Here is a 25,513-nt window from a genome sequence, read left to right as displayed (position 1 = left end):
TAAAGAGCGGTTGGTTAAGATCTTTCGTCTCAACCGAGGCGCGCATTCTACAGCAGCCTCATTTGCTGTCAAGTGATTATTTTCAGAAGTTTTCGAAGATTTCTTCAACAACTTCAACCACTTGCGCCTCCGATCTCTCGTTAGCGGGAGGCGAATTCTACAGCGTTACACGCTGCTGTCAACACCTCTTTTTCTCCGCTTTCGACCGAGAAGATCGAACCGTTGAAGCACCGAACAAGCCGGCAATTCCAACTCCTTCCAGGCTTCGATGAACTGAAGCAACCCACCTTCGAAACTTACTTAACTCATTGAATCTCAAGGAGTTTTCCGTTTCGACTGCGCCGGAAGTGGGGCGAATTATAGACCTCTGGAATTCGCCGTCAACCCCTTATTTCAACTTTACTCAGATTTCAGCGAAATCCGTGCAAAAGCCTTCTTGCCGGCCTGACAAACGTGAGTCGCGCCCAGTACGTATATAAAGGAACGATCAACCACCTCACCATCTACACGCACACCACCGGAGGCCAGCAGATCACGAGCAGCCGCCGAGTTCTTCACCAGACCGGCCTTATTAAGGACAGCAGCAATCGGCATATCCTCGGAAGCAGTCAACTCGACCTCTGGCAGATCATCCGGCAACTCACCATCTTTCATACGGTTACCCGCACCACGGTGAGCATTGGCCGCAGCCTCTTCACCGTGGAAGCGCGCAACAATCTCTTCGGCCAGCTTGATCTTGATATCGCGAGGATTAGCGCCCGCCTCTACATCAGCACGGAACGCATTGATCTCATCCATCGAACGGAAGCTGAGCAACTCGAAGTAGCGCCACATCAACGCATCAGGAATCGAGACCAGCTTGCTGTACATGACACCCGGCGCTTCCTGGATACCGACGTAGTTGCCCAGCGACTTGGACATCTTCTTCACGCCATCCAGACCTTCAAGCAACGGCATCGTCAGAATGCACTGCGCTTCCTGGCCATAACCACGCTGCAGCTCACGCCCCATTAGCAGGTTGAACTTCTGATCGGTACCACCCAGCTCAACGTCAGCGCGCAAAGCAACCGAGTCATAACCCTGCACCAGCGGATAGAGGAATTCGTGAATGGCAATCGGCTGATTGGTGGTGTAGCGCTTGTCGAAGTCATCACGCTCGAGCATACGAGCAACGGTGTACTGCGAAGTCAGACGAATAAAGTCCGCAGGCCCCATCTGATCCATCCAGGTGGAGTTGAACGCGACTTCGGTTTTCGCCGGGTCAAGAATCTTGAACACCTGAGTCTTGTAGGTCTCGGCGTTTTCCAGAACCTGCTCACGGGTCAAAGGAGGACGCGTGGCGCTCTTGCCGCTCGGGTCACCGATCATTCCGGTGAAATCACCAATAAGGAAGATCACCTGATGCCCCAGCTCCTGGAACTGGCGCAGCTTATTAATAAGCACAGTGTGACCAAGGTGCAGATCCGGCGCAGTTGGATCGAAGCCGGCCTTGATTCGCAGCGGCTGGCCACGCTTGAGCTTTTCGATCAGCTCGGACTCGACCAACAGTTCTTCCGCACCACGTTTAATCAGCGCTAGCTGCTCTTCAACCGACTTCATAACAGACCCGCAAGGCTCAGATTCAAAGGGAACCAACCATACAAGATCGCGCACCAAATACAAGTTTTGCCCGGCGCACGGACGCCAATCCACAGACAGGGCGTCCACAGACTTGCTTCAGGGATGATTTGGTTATATTTTATACAGTTATTTCATCTTCATCATGTCATTCATCTTTTCCAATTCATCTTTTTCAAAGTCAAATTACTTATGACCACTGAACCGTCTAAAGCGCCACCGCTTTACCCGAAGACCCACCTGCTCGCCGCGAGTGGTATCGCCGCCCTTCTCAGCCTGGCGCTCCTAGTGTTTCCATCCAGTGATGTTGAAGCCAAAAAGACGACGCTGAGCCTTGAACTGGAAAGTCCTGCTGAACAACTGACACAAGATCAAGACGCTGCCGACGCAGCTCAAGCCACAAATGAGTCCGTAGCCTCCCCTTTCGCGCAGATCGAAAATAGCGCCGAAGAGGCGCAGGAAACCGCTCAGGCTGCACCAGCGCCGACACCGGTAGCTGAAGAAAAGAAGGCTCCAAATCACAGGGAAGTGATCGTCTCCAAGGGCGATACGCTTTCTACACTGTTCGAGAAAGTCGGCCTACCGGCCGCAGCCGTCCATGAAGTGCTGGCCAGCGATAAACAAGCCAAGCAATTCAGTCAGCTCAAACATGGCCAGAAACTCGAATTCGAATTGAATCCACAAGGCCAGTTGACCAACCTTCACAGCAAGGTCAGCGACGTTGAAACCATCACCCTGACCAAGAACGACAAGGGTTATGTGTTCAACCGCGTTACCGCCAAACCGACTGTTCGCACCGCCTATGTACACGGTGTGATCAACAGCTCGCTGTCGCAGTCCGCCGCCCGCGCAGGCCTGTCCCACAGCCTGACCATGGACATGGCCAGCGTGTTCGGCTACGACGTCGACTTCGCTCAGGATATCCGTCAGGGCGATGAGTTCGATGTGATCTATGAACAGAAAGTGGTCAACGGCAAAGCCGTTGGCAACGGTCCGATCCTGTCCGCCCGCTTCACCAACCGCGGCAAGACTTACACCGCAGTGCGTTACACCAACAAGCAGGGCAACAGCAGCTACTACACCGCCGATGGCAACAGCATGCGCAAGGCGTTCATCCGTACACCGGTGGACTTCGCTCGCATCAGCTCCAAGTTTTCCATGGGCCGCAAACACCCGATCCTCAACAAGATCCGCGCCCACAAAGGCGTCGACTACGCCGCTCCACGCGGTACGCCAATCAAGGCTGCCGGCGACGGCAAAGTGCTGCTGGCCGGCCGTCGCGGCGGTTACGGCAACACCGTGATCATCCAGCACGGCAACACTTACCGTACGCTGTATGGCCACATGCAGGGCTTCGCCAAGGGCGTGAAGACCGGCGGCACCGTCAAACAGGGCCAGGTGATCGGTTACATCGGCACCACCGGCCTGTCCACCGGCCCGCACCTGCACTATGAGTTCCAGGTCAACGGTGTTCACGTCGATCCATTGGGCCAGAAGTTGCCGATGGCCGACCCGATCGCCAAATCCGAACGCGCTCGCTTCCTGGCGCAGAGCCAGCCGTTGATGGCTCGTATGGACCAGGAAAAGGCCACCATGCTGGCTTCGAGCAAACGTTAAGCCATGGCTCTTTATATCGGCGTGATGTCCGGCACCAGTCTCGACGGGCTGGACATCGCCCTGATCGAGCAATCCTCGGCGATCAATCTGGTCGCCACGCACTACATTCCCATGCCAGATACCCTGCGCGCCGAGCTGCTTGGCTTGTGCGCCAGCGGCCCTGACGAAATCGCCCGTTCGGCGATTGCCCAGCAGAACTGGGTGAAGCTCGCCGCGCAAGGGATCCATGCCCTCCTCGAACAGCAACAGCTCAAGCCTGAAGCCATTCGCGCGATCGGCAGCCACGGCCAGACCATTCGCCACGAACCTGCGCGCGGTTTCACTGTGCAGATCGGCAACCCCGCTCTGCTGACCGAACTGACCGGCATTACAGTCGTCAGCGACTTCCGCAGCCGCGATGTGGCCGCCGGCGGCCAGGGCGCTCCGCTGGTTCCTGCCTTTCATGAAGCGCTATTCGAAGAGCATATCGGCAACCGCGCGGTCCTGAATGTCGGCGGTTTCAGCAATCTCAGTCTGATCGAGCCGAACAAGCCTGTAGCCGGTTTCGACTGCGGGCCGGGGAATGTGCTGATGGATGCGTGGATTCATCAGCAACGGGGCGAGAACTACGACCGTAACGGGCAGTGGGCAGCCAGCGGCAAGGTCGAGCCGACCCTGCTGAAAGCCCTGCTCAGCGATCCGTTTTTCGTGACCCAAGGCCCAAAGAGCACCGGCCGCGAAGTTTTCAACCTGCCCTGGCTGGAGCAGCAACTGTCGCGCCTGCCAGGTTTCGCACCCGAAAACGTACAGGCCACACTGCTCGAACTGACGGCGCTGACCATCGTCGAATCGCTGCAAAACGCTCAATCGAATACCGAAGAGCTCTTGGTATGCGGGGGCGGCGCCCACAACGCCATGCTGATGAAGCGCTTGGCCGACCTGCTACCCAACGCCAAGGTCGCCAGCACCGCGACGCACGGCGTCGATCCGGACTGGGTCGAGGCCATGGCCTTCGCCTGGCTGGCCCACTGCTGTCTGGAAGGCATTGCCGCCAACCGCCCGAGCGTCACCGGCGCCAAAGGTCTGCGCGTACTCGGCGCCATCTACCCCAACTGACAAATCCCAGATAACAAAACGCCGCAGAACCGTGAGGTTCTGCGGCGTTTTATTGTGTTCGGTGAAGCGCGATCAGATCGAGAACGAGGAGCCGCAACCACAAGTGGTGGTGGCATTCGGGTTCTTGATCACGAAACGCGAACCTTCCAGACCTTCCTGATAATCCACCTCGGCACCTGCCAGGTACTGGAAGCTCATCGGATCGACCACCAGACTGACGCCTTCGCGCTCGACGATGGTGTCGTCCTCGGCCACATCTTCATCGAAGGTGAAGCCGTACTGAAACCCTGAACAACCGCCGCCCGTAACGAATACGCGCAGCTTCAAGCGATCATTCCCCTCTTCATCGACCAGGCTCTTCACCTTGTGCGCGGCACCTTGAGTGAATTGCAAAGCCGTGGGGGTGAAGGATTCGACGCTCATGCTGACTATCTCCCGGCGTTACGCCGCCATAATGCGTGATGACGCGCATTATCCGCTTGTCCTAGAAAATCGGTCAACTATTGTTACGGTATATCAATAAAGCTGATCAACCGACCAGAATGCAAAAAGGCCCGTTAGACGGGCCTTTTTACCAAGCAAGATCAGTCGTTACGGCAGCATGCCGGCGTGGGACAGACCAAAGCGCTCATCCAGCCCGAACAGGATGTTCATGTTCTGCACCGCCTGACCCGACGCGCCCTTGACCAGATTGTCGATCACCGACAGCACCACCACCAGATCACCATCCTGTGGACGGTGAACCGCGATGCGGCAGACGTTGGCGCCACGCACGCTGCGGGTTTCCGGATGACTGCCGGCCGGCATCACATCGACGAACGGCTCATTGGCATAACGCTTCTCGAACAGCGCCTGCAGATCCACCGAGCGATCCACTACAGTCGCGTAGAGCGTGGAGTGAATGCCACGGATCATCGGCGTCAGATGCGGCACAAAAGTCAGACCGACGTCCTTGCCTGCAGCACGACGCAGCCCCTGACGAATTTCCGGCAGATGACGGTGACCTTTCACCGCATAGGCCTTCATGCTTTCCGACGTCTCGGAGTACAGCGAGCCTACCGCAGCGCCACGACCGGCACCGCTGACACCGGACTTGCAGTCGGCGATCAGGTGCGAAGCGTCGGCAATACCTGCTTCAAGCAACGGCAGGAAACCCAGCTGCGTCGCAGTCGGATAACAACCCGGCACCGCGATCAGGCGTGCTTTCTTGATCTGCTCACGATTGACTTCCGGCAAGCCGTAAACCGCTTCGTCCAGCAGCTCCGGCGCGCCGTGCGGCTGGCCGTACCACTTGGCCCATTCATCGGCGTCCTGCAGACGGAAGTCTGCCGACAGGTCGATGACCTTGGTGCCGGCCGCCAGCAATTCGCCGGCCAGTGCGTGGGCAACGCCGTGCGGAGTGGCGAAGAACACCACGTCGCAAGCGCCCAGGGTCTTGATGTCCGGCACGCTGAATGCGAGACCGTCGTAGTGGCCGCGCAGGTTCGGATACATATCAGCCACGGCCAGACCGGCCTCGGATCGGGAAGTAATCACTACCACTTCCGCCTGCGGATGCTGTGCCAACAGACGCAGCAGTTCGACACCGGTGTAACCCGTGCCGCCGACGATACCGACCTTGACCATAAACCTGCCCTCAACGAACCCACTGGAAAGCCGTCGATAATAGGGGCCGCGCGCCCCTGCGACAACCGTCAAGGTGACGTGCGGACGCTCAAGCCTCTACTATCCGGCCTACCGTGAATCAGGGAATAACCAAAAATGCTCTATCTGTGGATCAAAGCGCTTCATATCGTCAGCATCGTGTGCTGGTTTGCCGGGCTGTTCTATCTGCCGCGACTGTTCGTTTATCACGCGCAAAGTGAAGACACGATCAGCAAGGAACGCTTCAGCATCATGGAGCGCAAGCTGTATCGCGGCATCATGGGCCCGGCGATGATCGCCGCGCTGATCTTCGGCGGCTGGCTGATCTATCTCAACCCGAGCATCTTTAGCAGCGGTGGCTGGATCCACGCGAAACTGACCCTGGTCGTGCTGTTGATCGGTTACCACCACATGTGCGGCGCGCAGGTAAAACGTTTTGCCCGTGGCGAGAACACCCGCAGCCATGTCTTTTATCGCTGGTTCAATGAAGTGCCGGTTCTGATACTGCTGGCTATCGTAATTCTGGTCGTGGTCAAGCCGTTCTAACTTCAACAAATACAACTTTCCGGGGTACTTCCGATGTCGCTGCCCGCTCTGCTCGAACAACGTCTGCGCCTGCCCGTAGTGGCGGCGCCGATGTTTCTGATCTCCAATCCTGAACTGGTGCTGGCGTGCTGCCGTAACGGCGTAGTTGGCAGCTTCCCGGCGCTGAACCAACGCGAAAGCAGCGGGTTCAAGGCCTGGCTGGAGCAGATCGAAGCGGGGCTGGCGACATTGGAGAACCCGGCGCCGTACGCGGTAAACCTGATTGTTCACAAGAGCAATCCGCGTCTGGAGGCGGATCTGAACATCTGCGTCGAGCACAAGGTGCCCATCGTCATCACCAGCCTCGGCGCAGTGAAGGAAGTGGTAGACGCCGTGCACAGTTACGGCGGCCTGGTCTTCCACGATGTGACGACCCGCCGCCATGCCGAAAAAGCCGCGGAGGCCGGTGTCGATGGTTTGATCGCTGTTGCAGCCGGTGCCGGTGGGCACGCCGGGACCTGGAGCCCGTTTTCGCTGATCGCCGAGATCCGCGAGTTTTTCGACAAGACCCTGTTGCTTGCAGGATGTTTGAACCATGGACATGAGATTCTCGCCGCACAACTGCTCGGCGCGGATCTGGCCTACTTCGGCACGCGATTTATCGGTACTACTGAAAGTCATGCGCCTGACGCCTATAAGGAGATGCTGCTGACTGCCAAAGCCGCCGACATCATTCATACTCCTGCCGTGTCCGGTGTACCGGCCAGTTTCATGCGTCAAAGCCTGGAGGCCGCCGGTTTCGACATGGCAGCCCTGCAAGGCAAGGGTGAAGTGAATTTCGGCGACAAGCTCAAGCCGATCAACGACGAAGCCAAGGCCTGGAAAACCGTGTGGTCTGCGGGCCAAGGCGTAGGCCAGATCGACGATCTGCCAAGCGTGGATCAACTGGTGGCGCGTCTAGATGCCGAATACCGCCAGGCCCTGGAGCACGCAGCGCAACTGCCGAAACGCTGGCCACGTTGAATGAAACCCGGCCAGTCGCTGTCTGACTGGCCTTAGACTCAATTTATCTCGCGACAAGGATGCCTCGGCCATGAGCGAACCCCGTTACAAGATCGTTTTCGACGGCGCGCTCCAGCCCGGCGTCGATATCACCACGGCCAAGCTCAACCTGGCCGATCTGTTCAAAAGCGATGTCGCCGCCATCGAGCGCCTGTTCAATGGTCGCACCGTCGCGCTCAAGCGTGATCTGTCCCACAGCGATGCGCAGACCTACCTGCAAGCGCTGGGGAAGACAGGGATCGATGCCCGGATCGAAACCGAAACGCCCATCGAACTGAACCTGTCGGATGTCCACGAGCAAAGCGCCGCCGTCACCGAACCCGATTCACCTTATGCGCCCCCTCGCGCCGCCGTCGGTGAAAACCTGCCGGCATTCGCGCCTCTAAAGCCGCTCAGCGTTGAAGGCCGGATCGGCCGCTTGCGCTACCTGGCATGGTCGATGGTGTTGAGCCTGGTCGCCCTGCCAATCGTCAGCGTGTTCGCGTTGATCGGTCTGGGCCTGGTGAGCGCCGACTCGACGACCGGCCTGATCATCGGCGGTCTCCTCGCTTTCTTCCTGTTTCTGGCCTTCGCGATTGTCGGGATCCTGTTCAGCATCCAGCGCCTGCACGATATCGGCTGGTCCGGGTGGCTCTGGCTGCTGACGCTGGTGCCGTTCGTGGGCAGTTTCTTCCCGCTGGTGATCATGATCGTGCCGGGCAATACCGGCGCCAACCGCTATGGCCCACCACCTCCGCCGAACAGCACGGCAGTCAAAGTGCTGTGCTCGCTGTGGATCGTGTTTATCGGACTGTTTTTCATGGGCGGCATGCTGGGCGGGATCACAGCCATCCAGCAGGAATACGAAAGCAGTCTTGAAAGCAGCTACGAGAGCGGTTCGGTGACCACCGATGAAATCGATGTGGAAGTCGAGCCCGCCGCGAATTCGGCAGACGATGCAGCCGAAGCCGCCCTCGCCCCTGTAGAATCTGCGAAAGAATGAACAACGCTCCCCGCCGTGACACCTGCGTCCACGGCGCGGCGCTGTTGCGATGGAGATTTGCATGACCCGTTACGCTCTGATCACCGGCGCCTCCAGCGGCATCGGCCTGGCCATGGCCGAAGCCCTGGCGCGCCGCGGCCGTAGCCTGATTCTGGTGGCTCGCCAGCGTGATCAGCTGGAAAGCATTGCGATTGAACTGACCCAGCGCTTCGGCGTTGAAGTGCTGTTCCGCGCCTGCGACCTCGGCGAGCCGCTGCGCCTGTCCGGTTTTCTGCTGGAGCTTGAAGAAGGCGACCGGCAGATCGATCTGTTGGTCAATTGCGCCGGCATCGGTACTTGTGGCCCGTTCCTGGCCCAGGACTGGATGACCGAACAGGACCTGATCGAAGTGAACATCCTCGCCCTCACCCGCCTCTGCCATGCCATCGGCAACAGCATGGCGTTGCAGGGCGGCGGGCAGATTCTCAATGTCGCGTCGGTGGCGGCCTTCAACCCCGGGCCCTGGATGAGCACCTACTACGCCAGCAAGGCGTATGTCCTGCACTTCTCGGAAGCGCTGCGGGTGGAATTGAAGAAGTGTGCGGTCAAGGTGTCGGTGCTCTGCCCCGGCCCGACCCGCACCGCATTCTTTCGCACCGCGCAACTGAACAACGACAAGCTCAACGCGAGCAAACTGCTGATGAGTCCCGAGGAGGTCGCGCTGTATACCGTGCGCGCCCTGGAGAAAAACCGCGCAATCATCATTCCAGGACGCCGAAACCGCTGGTTCGCCTTTCTGCCTCGGCTCGGTTCGCGCTGGCTCAATCGCACGATTGTCGGCATGGTCAACAAGGCTTACTGCCCGCGCTGAAAAGCCCTACGGCAAAACACTGGGCGGGCTAATCCTCCTATGAGTACACTCAGACCAGCCCAAACAACGGAGAAAACAGCTGTGGATACTCTGTTCACCAAGATCATCAACCGGGAAATCCCGGCGAAGATCATCTACGAGGACGACCAGGTTCTGGCGTTCCACGACATCGCCCCACAGGCACCGGTGCATTTTCTGGTGATCCCGAAGAAACCGGTGCGTACCCTCAACGACCTGACCGAAGACGACAAGGCACTGGCCGGGCATATCCTGTTCACCGCCCAGCGTCTGGCGCTGGAACTGGGGTGCGAGGAAGGCTTCCGGGTGGTGATGAACTGCAATGAAATGGGCGGGCAGACGGTCTACCACATTCACATGCACGTGCTCGGTCAACGCCAGATGAACTGGCCTCCGGGCTGATTGAACCCAGAGATCGGTGGGAGCGCCCTGCTCCCACATGACCCAGCGCAAACCTTCCCCGGCCGATTCGGTTAAACTGGCCGCCGAGATTCTTCCCGGAGGTCAGCATGACTACCCAACGTCACTACTCGCCCATTGATCGTCTTCTGCTGCAAGCCGATGCCGCGATGCGTACCTTGCTGCCCTTCAGCGGTCAGCCGTACCGTCCGTCGCCGGCGATCGTGCAGCCCGATGTGCAGATGAGCGATGAAGACACCCGCCACGTAGCCGGTCTGATGCGCATCAACCATACCGGTGAAGTCTGCGCCCAGGCGCTGTATCAGGGCCAGGCGCTGACCGCCAAGCTGCCACAGGTGCGCGAGGCCATGGAGCATGCGGCCGAAGAAGAGATTGATCATCTGGTCTGGTGCGAGCAGCGCATTCACCAGTTGGGCAGCCACACCAGTGTGCTCAACCCACTGTTCTACGGTATGTCGTTCGGCATCGGCGCTGTCGCCGGGCTGATCAGCGACAAGGTCAGCCTCGGATTTGTTGCCGCCACAGAGCATCAAGTCTGCAAACACCTGAACGAGCATCTGGAACAACTGCCGGCCGAGGACGAAAAATCCCGGGCAATTCTGGAGCAGATGCGTATAGATGAAGAACATCACGCGGAAAGCGCACTGGAGGCCGGCGGTTTCCGCTTCCCGGCGCCAGTGAAGTTCGGCATGAGCCTGTTGGCCAAAGTGATGACCAAGAGCACTTACCGGATCTGAAAAACGCCCATAAAAAAGGCGACTGCCGCAAAGCAGTCGCCTTTTTTTGTGCCCGGACTTCTTAGCTCGGCATATTGCGCGCGTAGAAGATTTCCAGCATTTCGTGTTTCACACGCTCGGTCACCTGAGCGCGTTGCTCAGACGACAGGTTGCTGGTGGCATCGCCGAACAGGTAGTTGTCCAGTTCGAAGTTCTTCAGCAGCATTTTGGTGTGGAACAGGTTTTCCTGGTACACGTTCACGTCAGTCATCTGGTACGCGTCGCGAGTGTCTTCGGAGAGGTAGTTCTGGATCGAGTTGATCTCGTGGTCGATGAAGTGCTTGTTGCCTTCAACGTCACGGGTGAAGCCGCGCACACGGTAATCCACGGTCACGATGTCCGAATCGAACTGGTGAATGAGGAAGTTGAGCGCTTTGAGCGGTGAAATGACACCACAGGTCGACACGTCGATGTCCACACGGAAGGTCGCGATACCGGCGTCCGGATGGATTTCCGGGTAGGTATGCACCGTGATGTGGCTCTTGTCGAGGTGGGCCAGGATGATTTCGGGCAACGGGCCCGGGGACTCTTCGATCTGGCTTTCGGTCGGGGTCACCGGCTCTTCCGAGATCAGAATCGTGACGCTGGCACCCTGAGGCTCATAGTTCTGACTCGCAATGTTCAGAATGTTGGCACCAATGATTTCGACAACTTCCGTGAGGATCTGCGTCAGGCGTTCGGCGTTGTACTCTTGATTGATGTACTCGACGTATGCCTGCTGGTCTTGCGGGGTTTCCGCGTAGCAGATGTCATAGATGTTGAAGCTCAAGGTCTTTGTCAGGTTATTGAACCCGTGGAGCTTGAGTTTGCTTTTCACCGTTAAAAACTCTCTATGTATGCGGCACGGCCGCGTGATCAAGCATGCCCGTCAAGTGCGAACAACGCACCTGCGTAGGACGGTTAACACCTCTTCGCGATGGCGATTTTGGTTATCTGTTCAGGCGGATGACCCGTCGGTTGACTGATCACGGCCCTGAAAAAAGTGGCGCATTATGCAGACGTCAGCGGGGGATCGCCAGAGTCTGCACTGCTTTTATGATAGTTGAATGTCGGCTCAGCCGAGTTCAACGATTTCGTAGTCGTGGGTGATCGCTACGCCGGCCGCGCCGAGCATGATCGAGGCCGAGCAATACTTCTCGGCAGACAGTTCGATGGCGCGTTTGACCTGGGCTTCTTTCAGGCCACGGCCCTTGACCACGAAGTGCATGTGGATCTTGGTGAACACTTTCGGATCTTCGGTCGCACGCTCGGCTTCCAGAAAGGCTTCGCAGCTTTCAACGGCCTGACGGGACTTCTTCAAGATGCTGACCACGTCGAAATTGCTGCAACCGCCGACGCCCAGCAGGAGCATTTCCATCGGGCGGACACCCAGGTTACGACCACCGGCGTCCGGCGGACCGTCCATGACCACGACATGACCGCTGCCGGATTCGCCGAGGAACATGGCTTCGCCAGCCCATTGGATGCGTGCCTTCATCGCCAAGACTCCACTGTAGAAAAAAGGGTCGCCAGCTTAGCACAGGGCCCCGCCCGGACAGCGAGCACGTTCCTGGGACGAATGCACCTTTGACGTAGGTGATTTCTCGAAATTTCGACGAAGTGTCTGGTAAGCTGGCGCCAATTCACTGGCGCCTTCGCCAGACTGTGTAGCGACCGCCTCAGCGCCTCATATAAAAACCAAATATAACCGTGCAGTCTTTTCGGGATACAACCATGGTTGGTATTACCCCCACACCCAAAATCAAGAACCTCGACAAGCTGCTGATGCATTGCCAGCGCCGGCGTCACGCGGCCAAGAGCAACATCATCTGCGCCGGGGATCGCTCCGACACGCTGTACTTCATCATCCGGGGCTCGGTCACGATCCTGATCGAGGACGACGACGGCCGCGAGATGATCATCGCCTACCTGAATGCCGGGGACTTCTTCGGCGAGCTGGGTCTGTTCGAAGAAGCCGGCCAGGAACAGCAGCGCAGCGCCTGGGTGCGGGCCAAGGTTGAATGCGAAGTGGCGGAAATCAGCTACACCAAGTTCCGCGAACTGTCGCAACAGGATCCAGACATTCTTTACGTCCTCAGCGGACAAATCGCACAACGTCTGCGCAACACCACACGCAAGGTCGGCGACCTGGCGTTCTTCGACGTCACCGGTCGTGTCGCCCGCTGCTTGCTGGAGCTGTGCAAACAACCGGATGCGATGACTCACCCGGACGGCATGCAGATCAAGGTGACCCGTCAGGAAATCGGCCGGATTGTCGGTTGTTCGCGAGAGATGGTCGGTCGCGTGCTCAAGGATCTTGAGGAACGCAACCTGGTGGATGTGAAAGGCAAGACCATGGTGGTCTTCGGCACTCGCTGAGTTCCAAAGCTCAGCCGGCGTAGATCTGCGCCAGCATCAAACGAAAGAGCTCATCGAGACGCGCCAGTGCATGGGGCGCCGGGAATTTTTCATGCAGAGCGATGTGGCTGGCGGCACGTACCCGCTGCTCCAGACCACACGTTTCGTTGAAGCGGTTGACCGCCGCAACCATCGACTCACGTTCGTCATCCACCAGCATCGCCCCGTGCACCAACCCCACCGGACGCTGCCCCCCCTGACTCTGGCGCCAGCGCTGAGCGGTGCCGACCATCTTGCGACCGTCGAGATTGACGTTGAAGCGACCGTCGCAGAATGCACCGTCGATTTCCCCCAGCGACGAAGTGCCACCCAACTCATCCAGCAACTCACAGATCGGATCGCATAGCCGCCGGTAACCGGTTTCGATGCGGTTCAGATCACCTTCGCTGCGAGGCGGTGCGTAGACCAGTGCAATATTGATGGTGGAAGCCGATTGCGGAACCGGTTCGCCGCCGGTTTCACGCAGCAACACCGGCCAACCGGCAGCAGCGGAGACTTCGCAGGCGTGATCGAATCCGGGCAAGCGGTTCAAACGGCGCGGCATGACCAAAGCGCGATCGCTGGGCTGCCAGAACAGCAGGCCAAATTCGGCATCACCGGCGCAGACCGAGGCCAGTAGATCCTGTTCGGCTTGCAGGCCGGCTTCGATGGTCAGGGAAACTGGAGTCATAAAGAAGTCCGTTAGACGATTAGTCTGTGGTGAATCTTATGGCCTCTTCGCGAGCAAGCCCGCTCCCACATCAGGAATGCAGTTCTCCTGTGGGAGCGGGCTTGCCCGCGAATGATTCGACTCGGTCTGAATGAATCAGTCGAGGGTCGAACCGCTCACCGGAACGCCGCGCTCAGGGAAGAACAGACGCTGCAGTTCGATGCCAGGGCTTTCGGCGCGCATGAACGCTTCGCCGACCAGGAACGCGTAAACGTCGCTGATTTCCATCAGCTCGACATCGGCACGGTTGAGGATGCCGCTCTCGGTGATGACCAGACGATCGCGCGGAATGCGCGGCAGCAGGTCGAGAGTGGTTTCCAGGCTCACGTCAAAGGTGTGCAGGTTGCGGTTATTGACCCCGACCAGCGGCGTGTCGAGGGTTTTCAGCGCGCGCTCCAGCTCATCGCCGTCGTGCACTTCCACCAGCACATCGAGGCCGACGTCTTTGGCGACCGACGCCAGTTCGGCCATTTTCACGTCATCCAGTGCGGAGACGATCAACAACACACAATCGGCGCCCAGCGCACGGGCTTCAACGATCTGGTACGGATCGATCATGAAGTCCTTGCGGATCACCGGCAGCGAGCACGCCGCGCGGGCCTGTTGCAGGTAAGCATCGGCGCCCTGGAAGTAGTCGATGTCGGTCAGCACCGACAGGCAGGTCGCCCCGCCCTTCTCGTAGCTTTTGGCGATGTCGGCAGGCACGAAATTCTCGCGGATCACGCCCTTGCTCGGCGACGCCTTCTTGATCTCGGCGATCACTGCCGGCTGTTTCTTCTTGGCCTGCGCCAGCAGTGCCTGGGCAAAACCACGGGGTGCATCGGCCGCCTTGGCCAGACTTTCCAGCTCGCTCAGGCTCACACGGGCGCTACGCTCGGCGACTTCCTGAACCTTGCGGGCCAGAATGTTTTCCAGAACCGTCGGTACACTCATCCCTCATTCTCCACTTTGAATACCGCGGTAAAGGCACCCAACTCCTCGAGTTTTTCCCGAGCAAGACCGGTGTGCAGAGCGTCGTGGGCCAGTGCCACGCCCTCTTTCAGACTTGTCGCCAGGTCGGCGGCGTACAGCGCCGCACCGGCATTGAGCACGATCATTTCTGCAGCCTTCTGACCGTTCTCGGTCTTGCGCTTGCCCAGTGCATCGCGGATCAGCGCCAGCGACGCTTCCGGGCCTTCGACCGACAGGCCGTGCAGGCTCTGGCTCTTCATGCCCAGATCTTCCGGCTCGACCCAATATTCGGTGATTTGATCGTTCTTCAGCTCGGCGACAAACGTCGGCGCCGCCAGACTGAATTCGTCCAGACCGTCTTTCGAATGCACCACCAGCACGTGCTTGCTGCCCAGACGCTGCAAGACTTCAGCCAACGGCCGGCACAGCGCCGGGGTGAACACGCCCACCACCTGATGTTTCACACCGGCCGGATTCGTAAGCGGGCCGAGCATGTTGAACAGCGTGCGCAGGCCGAGATCGCGACGCGGGCCGGCGGCATACTTCATGGCTTTGTGGTGAGTCTGGGCAAACATGAAACCGATGCCGACGTTGTCGATGCAGCGCGCCACCTGAACCGGGGTCAGGTTGAGGTAGATGCCGGCGGCTTCCAGCAGATCGGCACTGCCGCTCTTGCCCGATACCGCGCGGTTACCGTGCTTGGCCACGGTGCAGCCAGCCGCAGCGACCACAAAGGAAGATGCGGTCGACACGTTGAAAATGTTTGCCCCGTCACCGCCGGTACCGACCACATCGACCACGCGGTCGAGGGTCTGGAGTTCGACCTTGTCCGCCAGCTCGCGCATTACCGACACGGCACCGACGATCTCGTCGATGCTCTCGCTCTTCATGCGCATCGCCATCATGAACGCGCCAATCTGCGCGTCCGTGCATTGGCCGGTCATGATTTCGCGCATCACGTCGCGCATTTCATCGGTGCTGAGGTCGAGGTGATCGACGATACGGCTCAGGGCTGTCTTGATATTCATGGAAAGTCCTTAGCGCGTGCCGCCGGTTTGTTTGAGGAAGTTGGCGAACAGTTCATGGCCCTGCTCGGTGAGGATCGATTCCGGGTGGAACTGTACGCCCTCGATGTTCAGGGTCTTGTGACGCAGGCCCATGATTTCGTCGACCGAACCGTCATCGTGCTGGGTCCACGCCGTCAGCTCCAGGCAATCGGGCAACGTTTCGTGTTTGACGATCAGGGAATGATAGCGGGTGACGGTCAGCGGGCGGTTCAGCCCGGCAAACACGCCCTTGTCCTCGTGGAATACCGGACTAGTCTTACCGTGCATCACCTGGCGAGCGCGGACGACATCGCCGCCAAAAGCCTGGCCGATGGACTGGTGACCGAGGCAGACACCGAGGATCGGCAGTTTGCCGGCGAAATGCTTGATGGCTTCGATGGAAATGCCGGCTTCGGTCGGTGTGCACGGGCCCGGGGAAACCACGATCCGCTCAGGGTTGAGCGCTTCGATTTCGGCGATGGTCAGTTCGTCGTTGCGCACCACCTTGACCTCGGCACCCAGCTCGCCGAGGTATTGCACAACGTTGTAAGTAAAGGAGTCGTAGTTGTCGATCATCAGCAACATGGCGTTTCGAACCTCTTGAATTCTGACATGAAGACAGCCTTCGAATGACTTGCCAGGGCGCTGCACACTGGCGGACGCGCAGGTCGCATCGGCACAGCGGCATTTCAAACGGGCAAGGAAGGCAAAGCGATACAGATCCGGCGGGGCCGGCAGAAAAGATTCAGGCGCGCCAACGCCAGCGGGCGTGTGCCTTGATGACTTGATCCAGAAGTTTGCTGGTGATCAACACGGGGAAGGTCTCGTTCATACGTTTCGGCACAGTAACTTAGCTGGGCGGAGCGTGCAATATGGCCGGGGCCGTGGGGGATAAAACAATGGGAGGGTTGACGACCGATGGCAAAACGCCGGAAGTTTTTGGTACTGTCGTTTCGTTCACTACAACAATAAATAAACGGACTTGCTCATGATCAAACAGACGTTGTTTGTACCGCTCGCCGGATGCCTGCTCGCGATGGCCTGCGCCCAGGCGAACGCCGCACCCAATCCCTATTCGAATTTCGTGGTCTTCGGCGACAGCCTCAGCGACGCGGGGACCTTCACCGACAGCGGCGGTCCCGCCGGGTCGGGCGAACGCTTCACCAACCGCACGGGCCCGAACTATCAGGACGGCAGCGGTGAGTTCTACTCCCTCAACGCCACCCAATTGCTCGGCGGCCGTCTCGGCTTCACCCCGGACCAGACCGCCTCCTCGTCTTCTACAGTACGCCCCGACCAAGGCTTGCCGGATGGCAACAACTGGGCTGTCGGCGGTTACCGCACCGACCAGATTCTCGACTCGATCACCAGCCAGTCCGCCACCGGCGAACGCACCCGCGCCGGTTATCTGCCGTCGAACGGTTTCCGCGCCGACCCGAATGCCCTGTATTACCTGACCGGGGGTGGCAACGACTTCCTCCAGGGCCGCGTCACCAGTCTTCCTCAGGCGAATGCCGCCGTCGATCGACTGGTCGACAGCGTACGCACGCTGCAAGGCGCCGGCGCCCGCTACATCATGGTCTGGCTGTTGCCGGACATCGGCCTGACCCCGGCCATCAACGGCTCGCCGCTACAAGCCTTCACCTCGCAACTCAGCGCCCAGTTCAACACCGAGCTGGTCAGCCAGTTGCAGAGCGTCAATGCCAACGTCATCCCGCTGAACGTCCCGGTTCTGCTCAAAGAGGCATTCGCCAATCCGGCGCAGTTCGGCCTGGCCACTGACCAGAACCTGGTCGGTACCTGCTTCAGCGGCAACAACTGCACGGAGAACGCGCGGTACGGGATCAACAGCGCCACCCCGGATCCGACCAAGCTGATCTACAACGATGCCGTCCACCCGACCGAAGCCGGGCAGCGCCTGATTGCCGATTACGCCTACTCGTTGCTGGCCGCGCCATGGGAAGCGACCCTGTTGCCGCAAATGGCTCAAGGCACCCTGCGCTCGCATCAGGATGAACTGCGCAATCAGTTGCTGGCGGATTGGGAAAACTGGCAGGCCGTTGGCCAATGGCGGGCAATTGTCGCCGGTGGCGGCCAGCATCAGGATTTCGACAGCCAACGCAGCGGCGCCAGCGCCGACGGCAACGGTTACAACCTGAACATCGGCGGCAGCTACCGTCTCAACGACGCATGGCGCGTGGGTGTGGCGGCCGGTTTCTACAATCAGAAACTCGAGGCCGGCGACAACGACTCGGACTACAAGCTGAACACTTATCTGGGCACCGCATTCGCCCAGTACCAGCAGAACCGCTGGTGGGGTGACGCCGCCGTGACCGCCGGGCATCTGGATTACGACAGCCTCAAACGCAAATTCCAGCTGGGGGTCAACGAACGCGGCGAAAAAGGCGACACCGACGGCTATGTTCTGGCCTTCAGCGGACGCGTGGGTTACGACATTGCGCCAGAAGCGAGCAGCCCATGGCACCTGTCTCCATTCGTCAGTGCGGATTTCGCCAAGGTTGAAGTCGATGGTTACTCGGAAAATGGCGCCGACTCCACCGCACTGACGTTCGATGACCAGTCGCGCATCTCCCGCCGTCTCGGTCTCGGGATCCAGGGCAAGTACCAGATCACCTCGCAGACCCAGGTGTTCGGCGAACTGGCCCATGAGCGCGAGTACAACGACGACACCCAGAATGTGACGATGAACCTCAACAGCCTGCCGAACAACCGCTACACCCTGGCCGGCTATGCCCCTCAAACCAACCTGAACCGCCTGAACCTGGGCGTGAGCCACAACCTCACCAAGGATCTGGCATTGCGCGCCAGCTACGACATCCGCAAGGATGACGACTTTACCCAGCAAGGGATCAACGTCGGCGTAGCGCTCGACTTCTGATTCGCAGGCCATAAAAAACGCGGCGCCCTCACAGGCGCCGCGTTTTTTTATGGCTGAGTCATCAATCACTCAGTCCGGGGTTTGCTCGGCCAATGCAACGGCACGGAACATCGCCCGACGCTTGTTGATGGTTTCTTCCCACTCCAGCGCCGGCACCGAGTCGGCGACGATGCCGCCACCGGCCTGCACGTGCAGCTCGCCGTTCTTGATCACGGCGGTACGGATCGCAATCGCGGTGTCCATGTTGCCGTTCCAGGCGAAGTAACCGACCGCGCCGCCATACACGCCACGCTTGACGGGCTCCAGTTCGTCGATGATTTCCATCGCGCGGATCTTCGGCGCGCCGGACAAGGTGCCCGCCGGCAGGATCGCCCGCAGCGCGTCCATCGCCGTCAGCCCGGCTTTCAATTGACCGGTGACGTTGGACACGATGTGCATCACGTTGGAATAACGCTCGATGACCATCTTCTCCGTAAGTTTCACTGAACCGATTTCCGAAACGCGCCCGGTGTCGTTGCGACCGAGGTCGATCAGCATCAGGTGCTCGGCGATCTCCTTGTCGTCGGACAGCAGGTCTTCTTCCAGCGCCACGTCCGCCTCTTCGGTCGCCCCGCGAGGACGGGTGCCGGCAATCGGGCGCACGGTGATCAGGTTGTCTTCGACCCGCACCAGCACTTCCGGCGAACTGCCGACGACGTGGAAATCGCCGAAGTTGAAGAAGTACATGTACGGCGTCGGGTTGAAGCAACGCAGTGCGCGATAAAGATCGATCGGCGCCGCCTTGAAGTCGATCGACATGCGCTGGGACGGCACGACCTGCATGCAGTCACCGGCGAGGATGTATTCCTTGATGGTGTCGACAGCTTTTTCGTAGTCGTCCTGGGTGAAACTGGAGCGGAACACCGGCTCGGCCGCCTGCTGCTTGCTGAAATCCAGGCCACGACGCGGGGTGATCGGCTGACGCAGTTTTTCCAGCAGTTGCTGCAATTGCGCTTGGCCCTGCTCGTAGGCATCGGCCTGTGCCGGGTCGGCCAGCACGATCGCGTGCATCTTGCCGGCGAGGTTGTCGAACACCACCACCGCATCGGAGACCATCAGCAAAATGTCCGGCACGCCCAGCGGATCCGGGTTCGGGCATTTGCCGAGGCGCTTCTCTACATAACGCACACAGTCGTAACCGAAGTAGCCGACCAGGCCGCCGTTGAAGCGCGGCAGACCGGCAATGGTCGGCACGTTGTAGCGGGCCTTGAAGGTTTCGACGAAGGCCAGCGGGTCTTCGACATCGTGGCTTTCGGTCTCGACGCCATCGACGGTGATGCTGACGTGATGATCGTGAACCCGCAGCACGGTGCGGCACGGCAGGCCGATGATCGAGTAACGGCCCCATTTCTCGCCGCCCTGCACCGATTCGAGCAGGTAGGAGTTGGGCTGGTCGGCCAGTTTCAGGTAGATCGACAGCGGCGTGTCAAAGTCGGCCAGGGTTTCGCAGGCCAGCGGGATGCGGTTGTAGCCGTCAGCGGCCAGACGCAGGAATTCTTCGCGGATCATAGGGTGCCTCGTGGTGTGAGGGGCAAATCAGTCAGGTGTGCAAACGCGCCGGCAGGCCGGCCAGGAACAAGTCAGGCGCGCCAACGCCAGCGGGCCAGGGCCTTGATGACTTTCATCCAGAGTTTGCGGGTGACCACCACGATGGCGTTTCCAGAAGGGGATTGAGAAGCGTCGGGCAACGTTATCTCAGCGGCCGTATCCAGGCAACCGGGAATTAGCTTGCGCAGATCGTCGATCACCAGCGCCGGGGATTCCTCGGCAATCGGCCGGCCATGGTTGTAGCCATAACTCAGCCCGACGCATTTGACCCCCGCTGCTTTCGCCGCCAGCACGTCGCTGCGCGAATCGCCGACGAACAGCGATTGCGAGGCCGGGATACCGGACATCTTCATGACAAAGAACAGCGCCGCCGGATCGGGCTTCTTCTGCGGCAGGGTGTCGCCGCCGATGATCCACTTGAAGTAGCGGCCGATCTTCATCTGATCCAGCAGCGGCGCAACGAAGCGCTCCGGCTTGTTGGTGATCAGCGCCATGGCCACGCCCTGCTTGTGCAGCCATTTCAGGGTATCGCGCACGCCGGGATAGACCACGGTCAGCTCATGGCTGGCGCCGTAGGCTTGCATGAAAACCTCCAGCGCATGCTCGGCTTCGACGTCATCCACGGAGGAATGATCGATGCCGCCGGCCAACGCGCGGCGCACCAGCACCGGCGCACCGTTGCCGACCCACTCGCGCACCGACTCGATACCGGCAGGCTTGCGCCCGAGGGAGAGCAGCATGTTATCCACTGCCGCCGCCAGGTCGGGTACCGAATCGATCAGCGTGCCATCCAGATCGAACATCACCAACCGCGGCAGTTGCCCCGGGAACAGCTGCTCAAAACCGCTCATGGGCGAGCCAGCGCCAGTTCGGAACGCATCTTGTCGATGACTTCCTGATAGTTCGGCGCATTGAAGATCGCGGAGCCGGCCACAAAAGTGTCGGCGCCAGCGGCAGCGATTTCACGGATGTTGTTGACGTTGACGCCGCCATCGATTTCCAGGCGGATGTCACGGCCCGACGCATCGATGATCGCCCGCGCTTCGCGCAGCTTATCGAGGGTGCCGGGAATGAACTTCTGCCCGCCGAAGCCCGGGTTGACGCTCATCAGCAAGACCATGTCGACCTTGTCGATCACGTACTTGAGCACGTCCAGCGGGGTCGCCGGGTTGAACACCAGACCGGATTTGCAGCCGCCTTCACGGATCAGTTGCAGCGAACGATCGACGTGCAACGTGGCTTCCGGGTGGAAGGTGATGTAGGTGGCGCCGGCCTCGATGAAGTCGCCGACGATGCGATCCACCGGGCTGACCATCAGGTGCGCGTCGATCGGCGCGGTCACGCCGTACTTGCGCAGCGCGGCGCAGACCATCGGGCCGATGGTCAGGTTCGGTACGTAGTGGTTGTCCATGACATCGAAGTGGACGAAGTCGGCACCGGCGGCCAGAACGTTGTCCACTTCCTCGCCCAGGCGGGCGAAGTCGGCGGAGAGAATCGACGGAGCAATAACGAAGGGCTGCATGACGCACCTTTTCTGAGCTAAATCACGATGGCGCGCATTGTATACCTCAAGTTTCCGCGCGCGCACCGTGACCGCGATGATTGGGTTGTGCCATGACCGGCGGCCGACAGTTTCTCAGTACGCCGCCCGGTAGATCTTCTCGATGTCGGCGGCGCTGAGCTTGCGCGGGTTGTTGCGCATCAGGCGCTCGATGCCGGCGGCCTCTACGGCCATGGCCGGGATCGCCTCTTCGGGCACGCCGAAACTGCGCAAGCCCAGCGGGATTTCTACCGCTGCGCACAGTTCGGTCATCGCCGCGACCGCACTGTCGGCGGCCTCGTTGAGACTCAGATGACCGGTCTTCACCCCCATGGCTTCGGCGATATCCTGCATCCGCTCGACGCAGGCCATCTTGTTCCAGGTCATGACATACGGCAGCAGCAACGCATTGCTGACGCCGTGGGCAATGTTGAAACGCCCGCCCAGCGGATACGCCAGCGCATGCACCGCGCCGACCCCGGCATTGCCGAACGCCATGCCGGCCATCAGGCTGGCGGTGGCCATGTCTTCCCGGGCCTGCAGGTTGGAGGGATTGGCGTAGGCCTTGGGCAAGGATCGGGCGATCAACTTGATTGCGCCGATGGCCAGCGAATCGGTGATCGGCGAGGCATTCAGTGACAGATAGGACTCGATGGCATGCACCAGCGCATCGACGCCGCTGGCGGCCGTCACGCTGCGTGGACAAGTCAGGGTCATCTGCGGGCTGACCAGCGCCACGTCCGGCAACAGGTAATCGCTGACGATGCCTTTCTTCAGTTGCGCGACCTTGTCCGAAAGAATGGCGACGTTGGTCACTTCGGAACCGGTGCCGGCGGTAGTCGGGATGGCGATCAGCGGCGGGCCTTTGCGCGGCACCTGATCGACGCCGAACAGGTCTTCCAGCGCACCGTGATAACCGGCATAGGCGGCAACACTCTTGGCGATGTCGATGGCACTGCCGCCACCGAGGCCGATCAGCCCGTCATGCCCGCCTTCGCGGTAGACACGCATGCAATCCTCGACGATGGCGATTTCCGGATCGGGCAACACGCGGTCGAAGATTTCGTACTCGCGCTCACCGATTTGCGCCAGCGCCAGCTCCACCGTGCCGGACTTGACCAGCGCAGCATCGGTGACGATCAGCGGGTTGTCGATGTCCAGCCGCGTGAGCTCGGCCGCGAGTTGCTCGATGGCCCCGGCGCCGGTGATCAGTTTGTGAGCAATCTTGAACGAGGAAAGACTCATCGTGCGCAGCCTCTTATAGATGTGGGAGCTGAGCACAAGCGTAGCTGGGGAATTCGGGTTGTCTGTCATTCAGCGCATGAATGGCAGACAACCCGGATGATCGTTCCCACGCTCTGCGTGGGAATGCAGCCAGGGACGCTCCGCGTTCCATTCGGAAGCTGGAATGCGGAGCGAGGGAACAATCATCGAGGGGGTTCAGACCTGAGCGGTACGCAGTTTCTCGCTACGTCCACGCAACCATTCCAGCGTCAGCAACAGAATCACCGAGAAGGCAATCAGCAGAGTCGCCGCCGCCGCAATCGTCGGGCTCAGGTTCTCGCGAATCCCGCTGAACATTTGCCGAGGCAACGTCGCCTGCTCGGGACCTGCAAGAAACAGCGTCACCACCACTTCATCGAACGAGGTCGCAAAGGCAAACAGCGCACCGGAAATCACCCCCGGCGCAATCAGCGGCAAGGTCACCCGACGGAACGTGGTCAGCGGCGAGGCGCCAAGACTGGCCGCCGCCCGCACCAGGTTATGGTTGAACCCCTGCAACGTCGCCGACACCGTGATGATCACGAACGGCACACCGAGCACCGCGTGCACCACGATCAGCGAGAAGAAACTGTTGCCCAGCCCCAGCGGCGCAAAGAACAGGTAACTGGCCACACCGATTATCACCACCGGCACCACCATCGGCGAAATCACCAGCGCCATCACCAGCGGCTTGCCGGGGAAGTCGCCACGGGTCAGGCCTATGGCCGCCAGCGTGCCGAACACCATTGCCAGCACGGTCGCGGCCGGGGCGACGATGATGCTGTTCTTCAGCGAGCGCATCCATTCCGCCGAAGCGAAGAAGTCCTGATACCAGTGCAGCGAAAATCCCTGCAGCGGATACACCAGAAAACTGCCCGAGTTGAACGACAGCGGCACGATCACCAGCACCGGCAGGATCAGAAACAACAGGATCAAGCCGCAGAGGATCCGCAAGCTGTAGAACCACACCCGCTCGACGGGCGACATATAAGGACTCAGCATTTCAAATTCCCCTTAGCTCAGGCGCAGGCGACTGGCGCCCACCAGCCAGCTGTAGATCAGATAAAGCACCACGGTCGCCAGCAGCAACAGCCCGCCGAGCGCAGTGGCCATGCCCCAGTTGATGCTGGTGTTGGTGTAGAACGCAACGAAGTAGCTGACCATCTGATCGTTCGGGCTGCCGAGCAGCGCCGGGGTGATGTAGTAGCCGATGGCGAGGATGAACACCAACAGGCAACCGGCGCCGACGCCGGCGTAGGTCTGCGGGAAGTACACCCGCCAGAAACTGGCGAACGGATGGCAACCCAGGGAAATCGCAGCACGCATGTAGGTCGGCGAGATGCCTTTCATCACGCTGTAGATCGGCAGGATCATGAACGGCAGCAGGATGTGCACCATCGAGATGTAGACCCCGGTGCGGTTGAACACCAACTCCAGCGGTTTATCGATGATGCCCATCGCCATCAGCGCGCTGTTGATCAATCCGCCGGATTGCAGCAACACGATCCACGCGGCGACTCGCACCAGAATCGACGTCCAGAACGGCAGCAGCACCAGAATCATCAGCAGGTTGCTCTGACGCGAAGGCAGGTTGGCCAGCAGGTACGCCAGCGGATAGGCCAGCACCAGGCAGATCACGGTGATGATCAGGCCCATCCAGAAAGTCCGGGCGAAGATGTCGAGGTAGATCGCCTGATCCGGGGTGGCCGGGGCAATTTCGCCGAGGTCGTCGATGCGATGATCCACCGCTGCCAACAGATAGAACGGGGTGATGCTGCTGGTATTGCGCTTCACCGCTTGCCAGTAAGCTGGATCGCCCCAACGCTCGTCGAGGCCTTCCAGCGCTTCTTTATAAGAGGCCGGTTCGCTGGCGAATGGCAGCGAGCGGGCGGTTTTGGTCAGCAGGCTGCGATAGCCGGCCAACTCCATGTTCAGACGCTTGGACAGATCGCCCAGGGTCTGGTTTTTGCGCGCTTCGGCGAGGTCTTCGCTGGCGGCTTTGTAGACCGGTTCTGCGGGCAGGCCGCGGCCGTCCCACGCAGCAATCGCGGTCACGGTGCGCGGCATGCCGCCGACCACTTCCGGGTTGCCGACGCTTTTATAGAGCAGCGCCACGATCGGCACCAGGAACACCAGCAACAGAAACAGCACCAGCGGCGCGATCAGCGCCTGGGCCTTCCAGCGGTTGACCCGCTCGGCGTGCTTGAGCCGCTGCTTCAAGGTGGGGCTGTTGCCCTCGTTCAGGGGAACGGCGATGGCCATGACGTACTCCGCAAATCTTTGATCAATCGAGAATGTGGGAGCGAGCCTGCTCGCGATAGCGCCTTCGGATTCAACATTGATGCCGACTGACACACCGCAATCGCGAGCAGGCTCGCTCCCACAGGAGAGCGAGCCCTCTGGTTACTTCGCAGCCCAGGAATTGAAGCGCTGCTCCAGTTGCTCGCCGTTGTCAGCCCAGAAGCTGACGTCGATCTGCACCTGGTTGGCGATGTTTTCCGGAGTGGTCGGCATG

Annotated in this window: 25 protein-coding genes and 1 pseudogene; 10 read left to right on the top strand and 16 right to left on the bottom strand. The window is 59.9% G+C overall.

The features are described 5' to 3' along the window. Positions 1 to 399: 399 nt before the first annotated feature. Entirely contained in the window at positions 400 to 1,599 is a 1,200-nt protein-coding gene (gene tyrS, locus K5E37_RS14075; protein WP_007956332.1) for a tyrosine--tRNA ligase, read from the bottom strand. A gap of 210 nt (positions 1,600 to 1,809) precedes the next feature. Between tyrS and K5E37_RS14070 the strand changes: the two genes are divergently transcribed. Both K5E37_RS14070 and K5E37_RS14065 read left to right on the top strand, forming a co-directional pair. Next, complete coding sequence (locus K5E37_RS14070; RefSeq protein WP_085609106.1) at positions 1,810 to 3,234, top strand: peptidoglycan DD-metalloendopeptidase family protein; 1,425 nt, start codon at positions 1,810 to 1,812, stop codon at positions 3,232 to 3,234. A gap of 3 nt (positions 3,235 to 3,237) precedes the next feature. After that, positions 3,238 to 4,329: an anhydro-N-acetylmuramic acid kinase gene (locus K5E37_RS14065; RefSeq protein ID WP_221534145.1), complete on the top strand. Its 1,092-nt coding sequence runs from the start codon at positions 3,238 to 3,240 to the stop codon at positions 4,327 to 4,329. Positions 4,330 to 4,401: 72 nt separating this feature from the next. Here K5E37_RS14065 and erpA read toward each other — a convergent pair whose 3' ends face one another. After that, positions 4,402 to 4,752 (bottom strand): iron-sulfur cluster insertion protein ErpA, encoded by a 351-nt coding sequence (gene erpA, locus K5E37_RS14060; protein ID WP_003228776.1) that lies wholly within the window; start codon positions 4,750 to 4,752, stop codon positions 4,402 to 4,404. A 168-nt stretch (positions 4,753 to 4,920) separates the two neighbouring features. Beyond that, complete coding sequence (gene argC, locus K5E37_RS14055; RefSeq protein WP_115079390.1) at positions 4,921 to 5,955, bottom strand: N-acetyl-gamma-glutamyl-phosphate reductase; 1,035 nt, start codon at positions 5,953 to 5,955, stop codon at positions 4,921 to 4,923. A gap of 135 nt (positions 5,956 to 6,090) precedes the next feature. Between argC and hemJ the strand changes: the two genes are divergently transcribed. The 6 genes from hemJ to coq7 all read left to right on the top strand — a co-directional run bounded on the left by hemJ (position 6,091) and on the right by coq7 (position 10,567). Beyond that, positions 6,091 to 6,519 carry a protoporphyrinogen oxidase HemJ gene (gene hemJ, locus K5E37_RS14050; protein WP_007956328.1) on the top strand — a complete coding sequence of 143 codons (429 nt, stop codon included), beginning with the start codon at positions 6,091 to 6,093 and terminating at the stop codon, positions 6,517 to 6,519. 33 nt (positions 6,520 to 6,552) lie between these two features. Beyond that, positions 6,553 to 7,521: a nitronate monooxygenase family protein gene (locus K5E37_RS14045; protein WP_007956326.1), complete on the top strand. Its 969-nt coding sequence runs from the start codon at positions 6,553 to 6,555 to the stop codon at positions 7,519 to 7,521. A gap of 70 nt (positions 7,522 to 7,591) precedes the next feature. Next, complete coding sequence (locus K5E37_RS14040) at positions 7,592 to 8,542, top strand: DUF805 domain-containing protein (protein WP_221534143.1); 951 nt, start codon at positions 7,592 to 7,594, stop codon at positions 8,540 to 8,542. 61 nt (positions 8,543 to 8,603) lie between these two features. Beyond that, positions 8,604 to 9,392, top strand: a complete 789-nt coding sequence (locus K5E37_RS14035) for an SDR family oxidoreductase (protein WP_007956321.1) — start codon at positions 8,604 to 8,606, stop codon at positions 9,390 to 9,392. 81 nt (positions 9,393 to 9,473) lie between these two features. Further along, the gene (locus tag K5E37_RS14030; protein ID WP_007956318.1) at positions 9,474 to 9,812 is read left to right on the top strand and encodes a histidine triad nucleotide-binding protein; all 339 of its coding nucleotides are present in this window, start codon (positions 9,474 to 9,476) and stop codon (positions 9,810 to 9,812) included. 107 nt (positions 9,813 to 9,919) lie between these two features. Next, positions 9,920 to 10,567 (top strand): 2-polyprenyl-3-methyl-6-methoxy-1,4-benzoquinone monooxygenase, encoded by a 648-nt coding sequence (gene coq7 / locus K5E37_RS14025; protein WP_007956317.1) that lies wholly within the window; start codon positions 9,920 to 9,922, stop codon positions 10,565 to 10,567. Positions 10,568 to 10,628: 61 nt separating this feature from the next. Here coq7 and speD read toward each other — a convergent pair whose 3' ends face one another. Together speD and K5E37_RS14015 are read right to left on the bottom strand one after the other, a co-directional pair. Further along, entirely contained in the window at positions 10,629 to 11,423 is a 795-nt protein-coding gene (gene speD / locus K5E37_RS14020; protein ID WP_007956315.1) for an adenosylmethionine decarboxylase, read from the bottom strand. A 237-nt stretch (positions 11,424 to 11,660) separates the two neighbouring features. Then, the gene (locus K5E37_RS14015; RefSeq protein WP_003228794.1) at positions 11,661 to 12,083 is read right to left on the bottom strand and encodes an OsmC family protein; all 423 of its coding nucleotides are present in this window, start codon (positions 12,081 to 12,083) and stop codon (positions 11,661 to 11,663) included. Positions 12,084 to 12,319: 236 nt separating this feature from the next. Here K5E37_RS14015 and crp point away from each other — a divergent pair, with 236 nt between their 5' ends. Continuing rightward, positions 12,320 to 12,964, top strand: a complete 645-nt coding sequence (gene crp, locus K5E37_RS14010; RefSeq protein ID WP_007956313.1) for a cAMP-activated global transcriptional regulator CRP — start codon at positions 12,320 to 12,322, stop codon at positions 12,962 to 12,964. A gap of 10 nt (positions 12,965 to 12,974) precedes the next feature. Here the strand turns inward: crp and K5E37_RS14005 are convergent, their stop codons facing one another. The 4 genes from K5E37_RS14005 to K5E37_RS13990 form a co-directional block, all read right to left on the bottom strand. Then, a complete protein-coding gene (locus tag K5E37_RS14005) occupies positions 12,975 to 13,673 on the bottom strand; it encodes a lipoyl protein ligase domain-containing protein (protein WP_221534141.1) in 699 nt (232 codons plus the stop codon). 135 nt (positions 13,674 to 13,808) lie between these two features. After that, on the bottom strand, positions 13,809 to 14,645 hold the full coding sequence (gene trpC, locus K5E37_RS14000) for an indole-3-glycerol phosphate synthase TrpC (protein WP_007956311.1): 837 nt from the start codon (positions 14,643 to 14,645) through the stop codon (positions 13,809 to 13,811). After that, entirely contained in the window at positions 14,642 to 15,691 is a 1,050-nt protein-coding gene (trpD, locus tag K5E37_RS13995) for an anthranilate phosphoribosyltransferase (protein ID WP_221534139.1), read from the bottom strand. The genes trpC and trpD overlap by 4 nt, the downstream gene beginning before the upstream one ends. A gap of 9 nt (positions 15,692 to 15,700) precedes the next feature. Further along, entirely contained in the window at positions 15,701 to 16,294 is a 594-nt protein-coding gene (locus tag K5E37_RS13990) for an aminodeoxychorismate/anthranilate synthase component II (protein ID WP_007956309.1), read from the bottom strand. 403 nt (positions 16,295 to 16,697) lie between these two features. Here K5E37_RS13990 and estP point away from each other — a divergent pair, with 403 nt between their 5' ends. After that, positions 16,698 to 18,608, top strand: a complete 1,911-nt coding sequence (gene estP / locus K5E37_RS13985) for an esterase EstP (protein WP_221534137.1) — start codon at positions 16,698 to 16,700, stop codon at positions 18,606 to 18,608. Positions 18,609 to 18,677: 69 nt separating this feature from the next. Here the strand turns inward: estP and trpE are convergent, their stop codons facing one another. From trpE to K5E37_RS13950, 7 genes and pseudogenes are all read right to left on the bottom strand, one after another. Then, the gene (gene trpE, locus K5E37_RS13980; RefSeq protein ID WP_007956307.1) at positions 18,678 to 20,156 is read right to left on the bottom strand and encodes an anthranilate synthase component I; all 1,479 of its coding nucleotides are present in this window, start codon (positions 20,154 to 20,156) and stop codon (positions 18,678 to 18,680) included. A gap of 71 nt (positions 20,157 to 20,227) precedes the next feature. Continuing rightward, positions 20,228 to 21,046: a phosphoglycolate phosphatase gene (locus K5E37_RS13975; RefSeq protein WP_085609099.1), complete on the bottom strand. Its 819-nt coding sequence runs from the start codon at positions 21,044 to 21,046 to the stop codon at positions 20,228 to 20,230. Continuing rightward, on the bottom strand, positions 21,043 to 21,717 hold the full coding sequence (rpe, locus tag K5E37_RS13970; RefSeq protein ID WP_007918813.1) for a ribulose-phosphate 3-epimerase: 675 nt from the start codon (positions 21,715 to 21,717) through the stop codon (positions 21,043 to 21,045). The genes K5E37_RS13975 and rpe overlap by 4 nt, the downstream gene beginning before the upstream one ends. A gap of 114 nt (positions 21,718 to 21,831) precedes the next feature. Continuing rightward, positions 21,832 to 22,980 carry an iron-containing alcohol dehydrogenase gene (locus tag K5E37_RS13965; RefSeq protein ID WP_085609098.1) on the bottom strand — a complete coding sequence of 383 codons (1,149 nt, stop codon included), beginning with the start codon at positions 22,978 to 22,980 and terminating at the stop codon, positions 21,832 to 21,834. Between the two features lie 195 nt (positions 22,981 to 23,175). Next, positions 23,176 to 24,000, bottom strand: a complete 825-nt coding sequence (locus tag K5E37_RS13960; RefSeq protein ID WP_011336198.1) for an ABC transporter permease — start codon at positions 23,998 to 24,000, stop codon at positions 23,176 to 23,178. Between the two features lie 12 nt (positions 24,001 to 24,012). After that, a complete protein-coding gene (locus K5E37_RS13955; RefSeq protein ID WP_007959935.1) occupies positions 24,013 to 25,260 on the bottom strand; it encodes an ABC transporter permease in 1,248 nt (415 codons plus the stop codon). A gap of 141 nt (positions 25,261 to 25,401) precedes the next feature. Further along, positions 25,402 to 25,513: pseudogene (locus tag K5E37_RS13950) on the bottom strand (ABC transporter substrate-binding protein); the annotation flags it as partial.

Source organism: Pseudomonas sp. RIT778, from assembly GCF_019718735.1.
Classification (GTDB): domain Bacteria; phylum Pseudomonadota; class Gammaproteobacteria; order Pseudomonadales; family Pseudomonadaceae; genus Aquipseudomonas; species Aquipseudomonas aphyarum.
This window is presented reverse-complemented; position numbering and strand designations above follow the sequence as displayed.

What these genes read in the sequence shown, in the direction of transcription:
- trpE (WP_007956307.1), bottom strand. Translation starts at nt 20,156, where the DNA reads ATGATCCGCGAAGAATTCCTGCGTCTGGCCGCTGACGGCTACAACCGC.
- argC (WP_115079390.1), bottom strand. Translation starts at nt 5,955, where the DNA reads ATGGTCAAGGTCGGTATCGTCGGCGGCACGGGTTACACCGGTGTCGAA.
- K5E37_RS14035 (WP_007956321.1), top strand. Translation starts at nt 8,604, where the DNA reads ATGACCCGTTACGCTCTGATCACCGGCGCCTCCAGCGGCATCGGCCTG.
- K5E37_RS14015 (WP_003228794.1), bottom strand. Translation starts at nt 12,083, where the DNA reads ATGAAGGCACGCATCCAATGGGCTGGCGAAGCCATGTTCCTCGGCGAA.
- crp (WP_007956313.1), top strand. Translation starts at nt 12,320, where the DNA reads ATGGTTGGTATTACCCCCACACCCAAAATCAAGAACCTCGACAAGCTG.
- K5E37_RS13955 (WP_007959935.1), bottom strand. Translation starts at nt 25,260, where the DNA reads ATGGCCATCGCCGTTCCCCTGAACGAGGGCAACAGCCCCACCTTGAAG.
- K5E37_RS14070 (WP_085609106.1), top strand. Translation starts at nt 1,810, where the DNA reads ATGACCACTGAACCGTCTAAAGCGCCACCGCTTTACCCGAAGACCCAC.
- K5E37_RS13965 (WP_085609098.1), bottom strand. Translation starts at nt 22,980, where the DNA reads ATGAGTCTTTCCTCGTTCAAGATTGCTCACAAACTGATCACCGGCGCC.
- K5E37_RS13960 (WP_011336198.1), bottom strand. Translation starts at nt 24,000, where the DNA reads ATGCTGAGTCCTTATATGTCGCCCGTCGAGCGGGTGTGGTTCTACAGC.
- trpC (WP_007956311.1), bottom strand. Translation starts at nt 14,645, where the DNA reads ATGAGTGTACCGACGGTTCTGGAAAACATTCTGGCCCGCAAGGTTCAG.
- K5E37_RS13990 (WP_007956309.1), bottom strand. Translation starts at nt 16,294, where the DNA reads ATGTTGCTGATGATCGACAACTACGACTCCTTTACTTACAACGTTGTG.
- K5E37_RS14045 (WP_007956326.1), top strand. Translation starts at nt 6,553, where the DNA reads ATGTCGCTGCCCGCTCTGCTCGAACAACGTCTGCGCCTGCCCGTAGTG.
- erpA (WP_003228776.1), bottom strand. Translation starts at nt 4,752, where the DNA reads ATGAGCGTCGAATCCTTCACCCCCACGGCTTTGCAATTCACTCAAGGT.
- K5E37_RS14040 (WP_221534143.1), top strand. Translation starts at nt 7,592, where the DNA reads ATGAGCGAACCCCGTTACAAGATCGTTTTCGACGGCGCGCTCCAGCCC.
- estP (WP_221534137.1), top strand. Translation starts at nt 16,698, where the DNA reads ATGATCAAACAGACGTTGTTTGTACCGCTCGCCGGATGCCTGCTCGCG.
- coq7 (WP_007956317.1), top strand. Translation starts at nt 9,920, where the DNA reads ATGACTACCCAACGTCACTACTCGCCCATTGATCGTCTTCTGCTGCAA.
- rpe (WP_007918813.1), bottom strand. Translation starts at nt 21,717, where the DNA reads ATGCAGCCCTTCGTTATTGCTCCGTCGATTCTCTCCGCCGACTTCGCC.
- K5E37_RS13975 (WP_085609099.1), bottom strand. Translation starts at nt 21,046, where the DNA reads ATGAGCGGTTTTGAGCAGCTGTTCCCGGGGCAACTGCCGCGGTTGGTG.
- hemJ (WP_007956328.1), top strand. Translation starts at nt 6,091, where the DNA reads ATGCTCTATCTGTGGATCAAAGCGCTTCATATCGTCAGCATCGTGTGC.
- trpD (WP_221534139.1), bottom strand. Translation starts at nt 15,691, where the DNA reads ATGAATATCAAGACAGCCCTGAGCCGTATCGTCGATCACCTCGACCTC.
- K5E37_RS14065 (WP_221534145.1), top strand. Translation starts at nt 3,238, where the DNA reads ATGGCTCTTTATATCGGCGTGATGTCCGGCACCAGTCTCGACGGGCTG.
- tyrS (WP_007956332.1), bottom strand. Translation starts at nt 1,599, where the DNA reads ATGAAGTCGGTTGAAGAGCAGCTAGCGCTGATTAAACGTGGTGCGGAA.
- K5E37_RS14005 (WP_221534141.1), bottom strand. Translation starts at nt 13,673, where the DNA reads ATGACTCCAGTTTCCCTGACCATCGAAGCCGGCCTGCAAGCCGAACAG.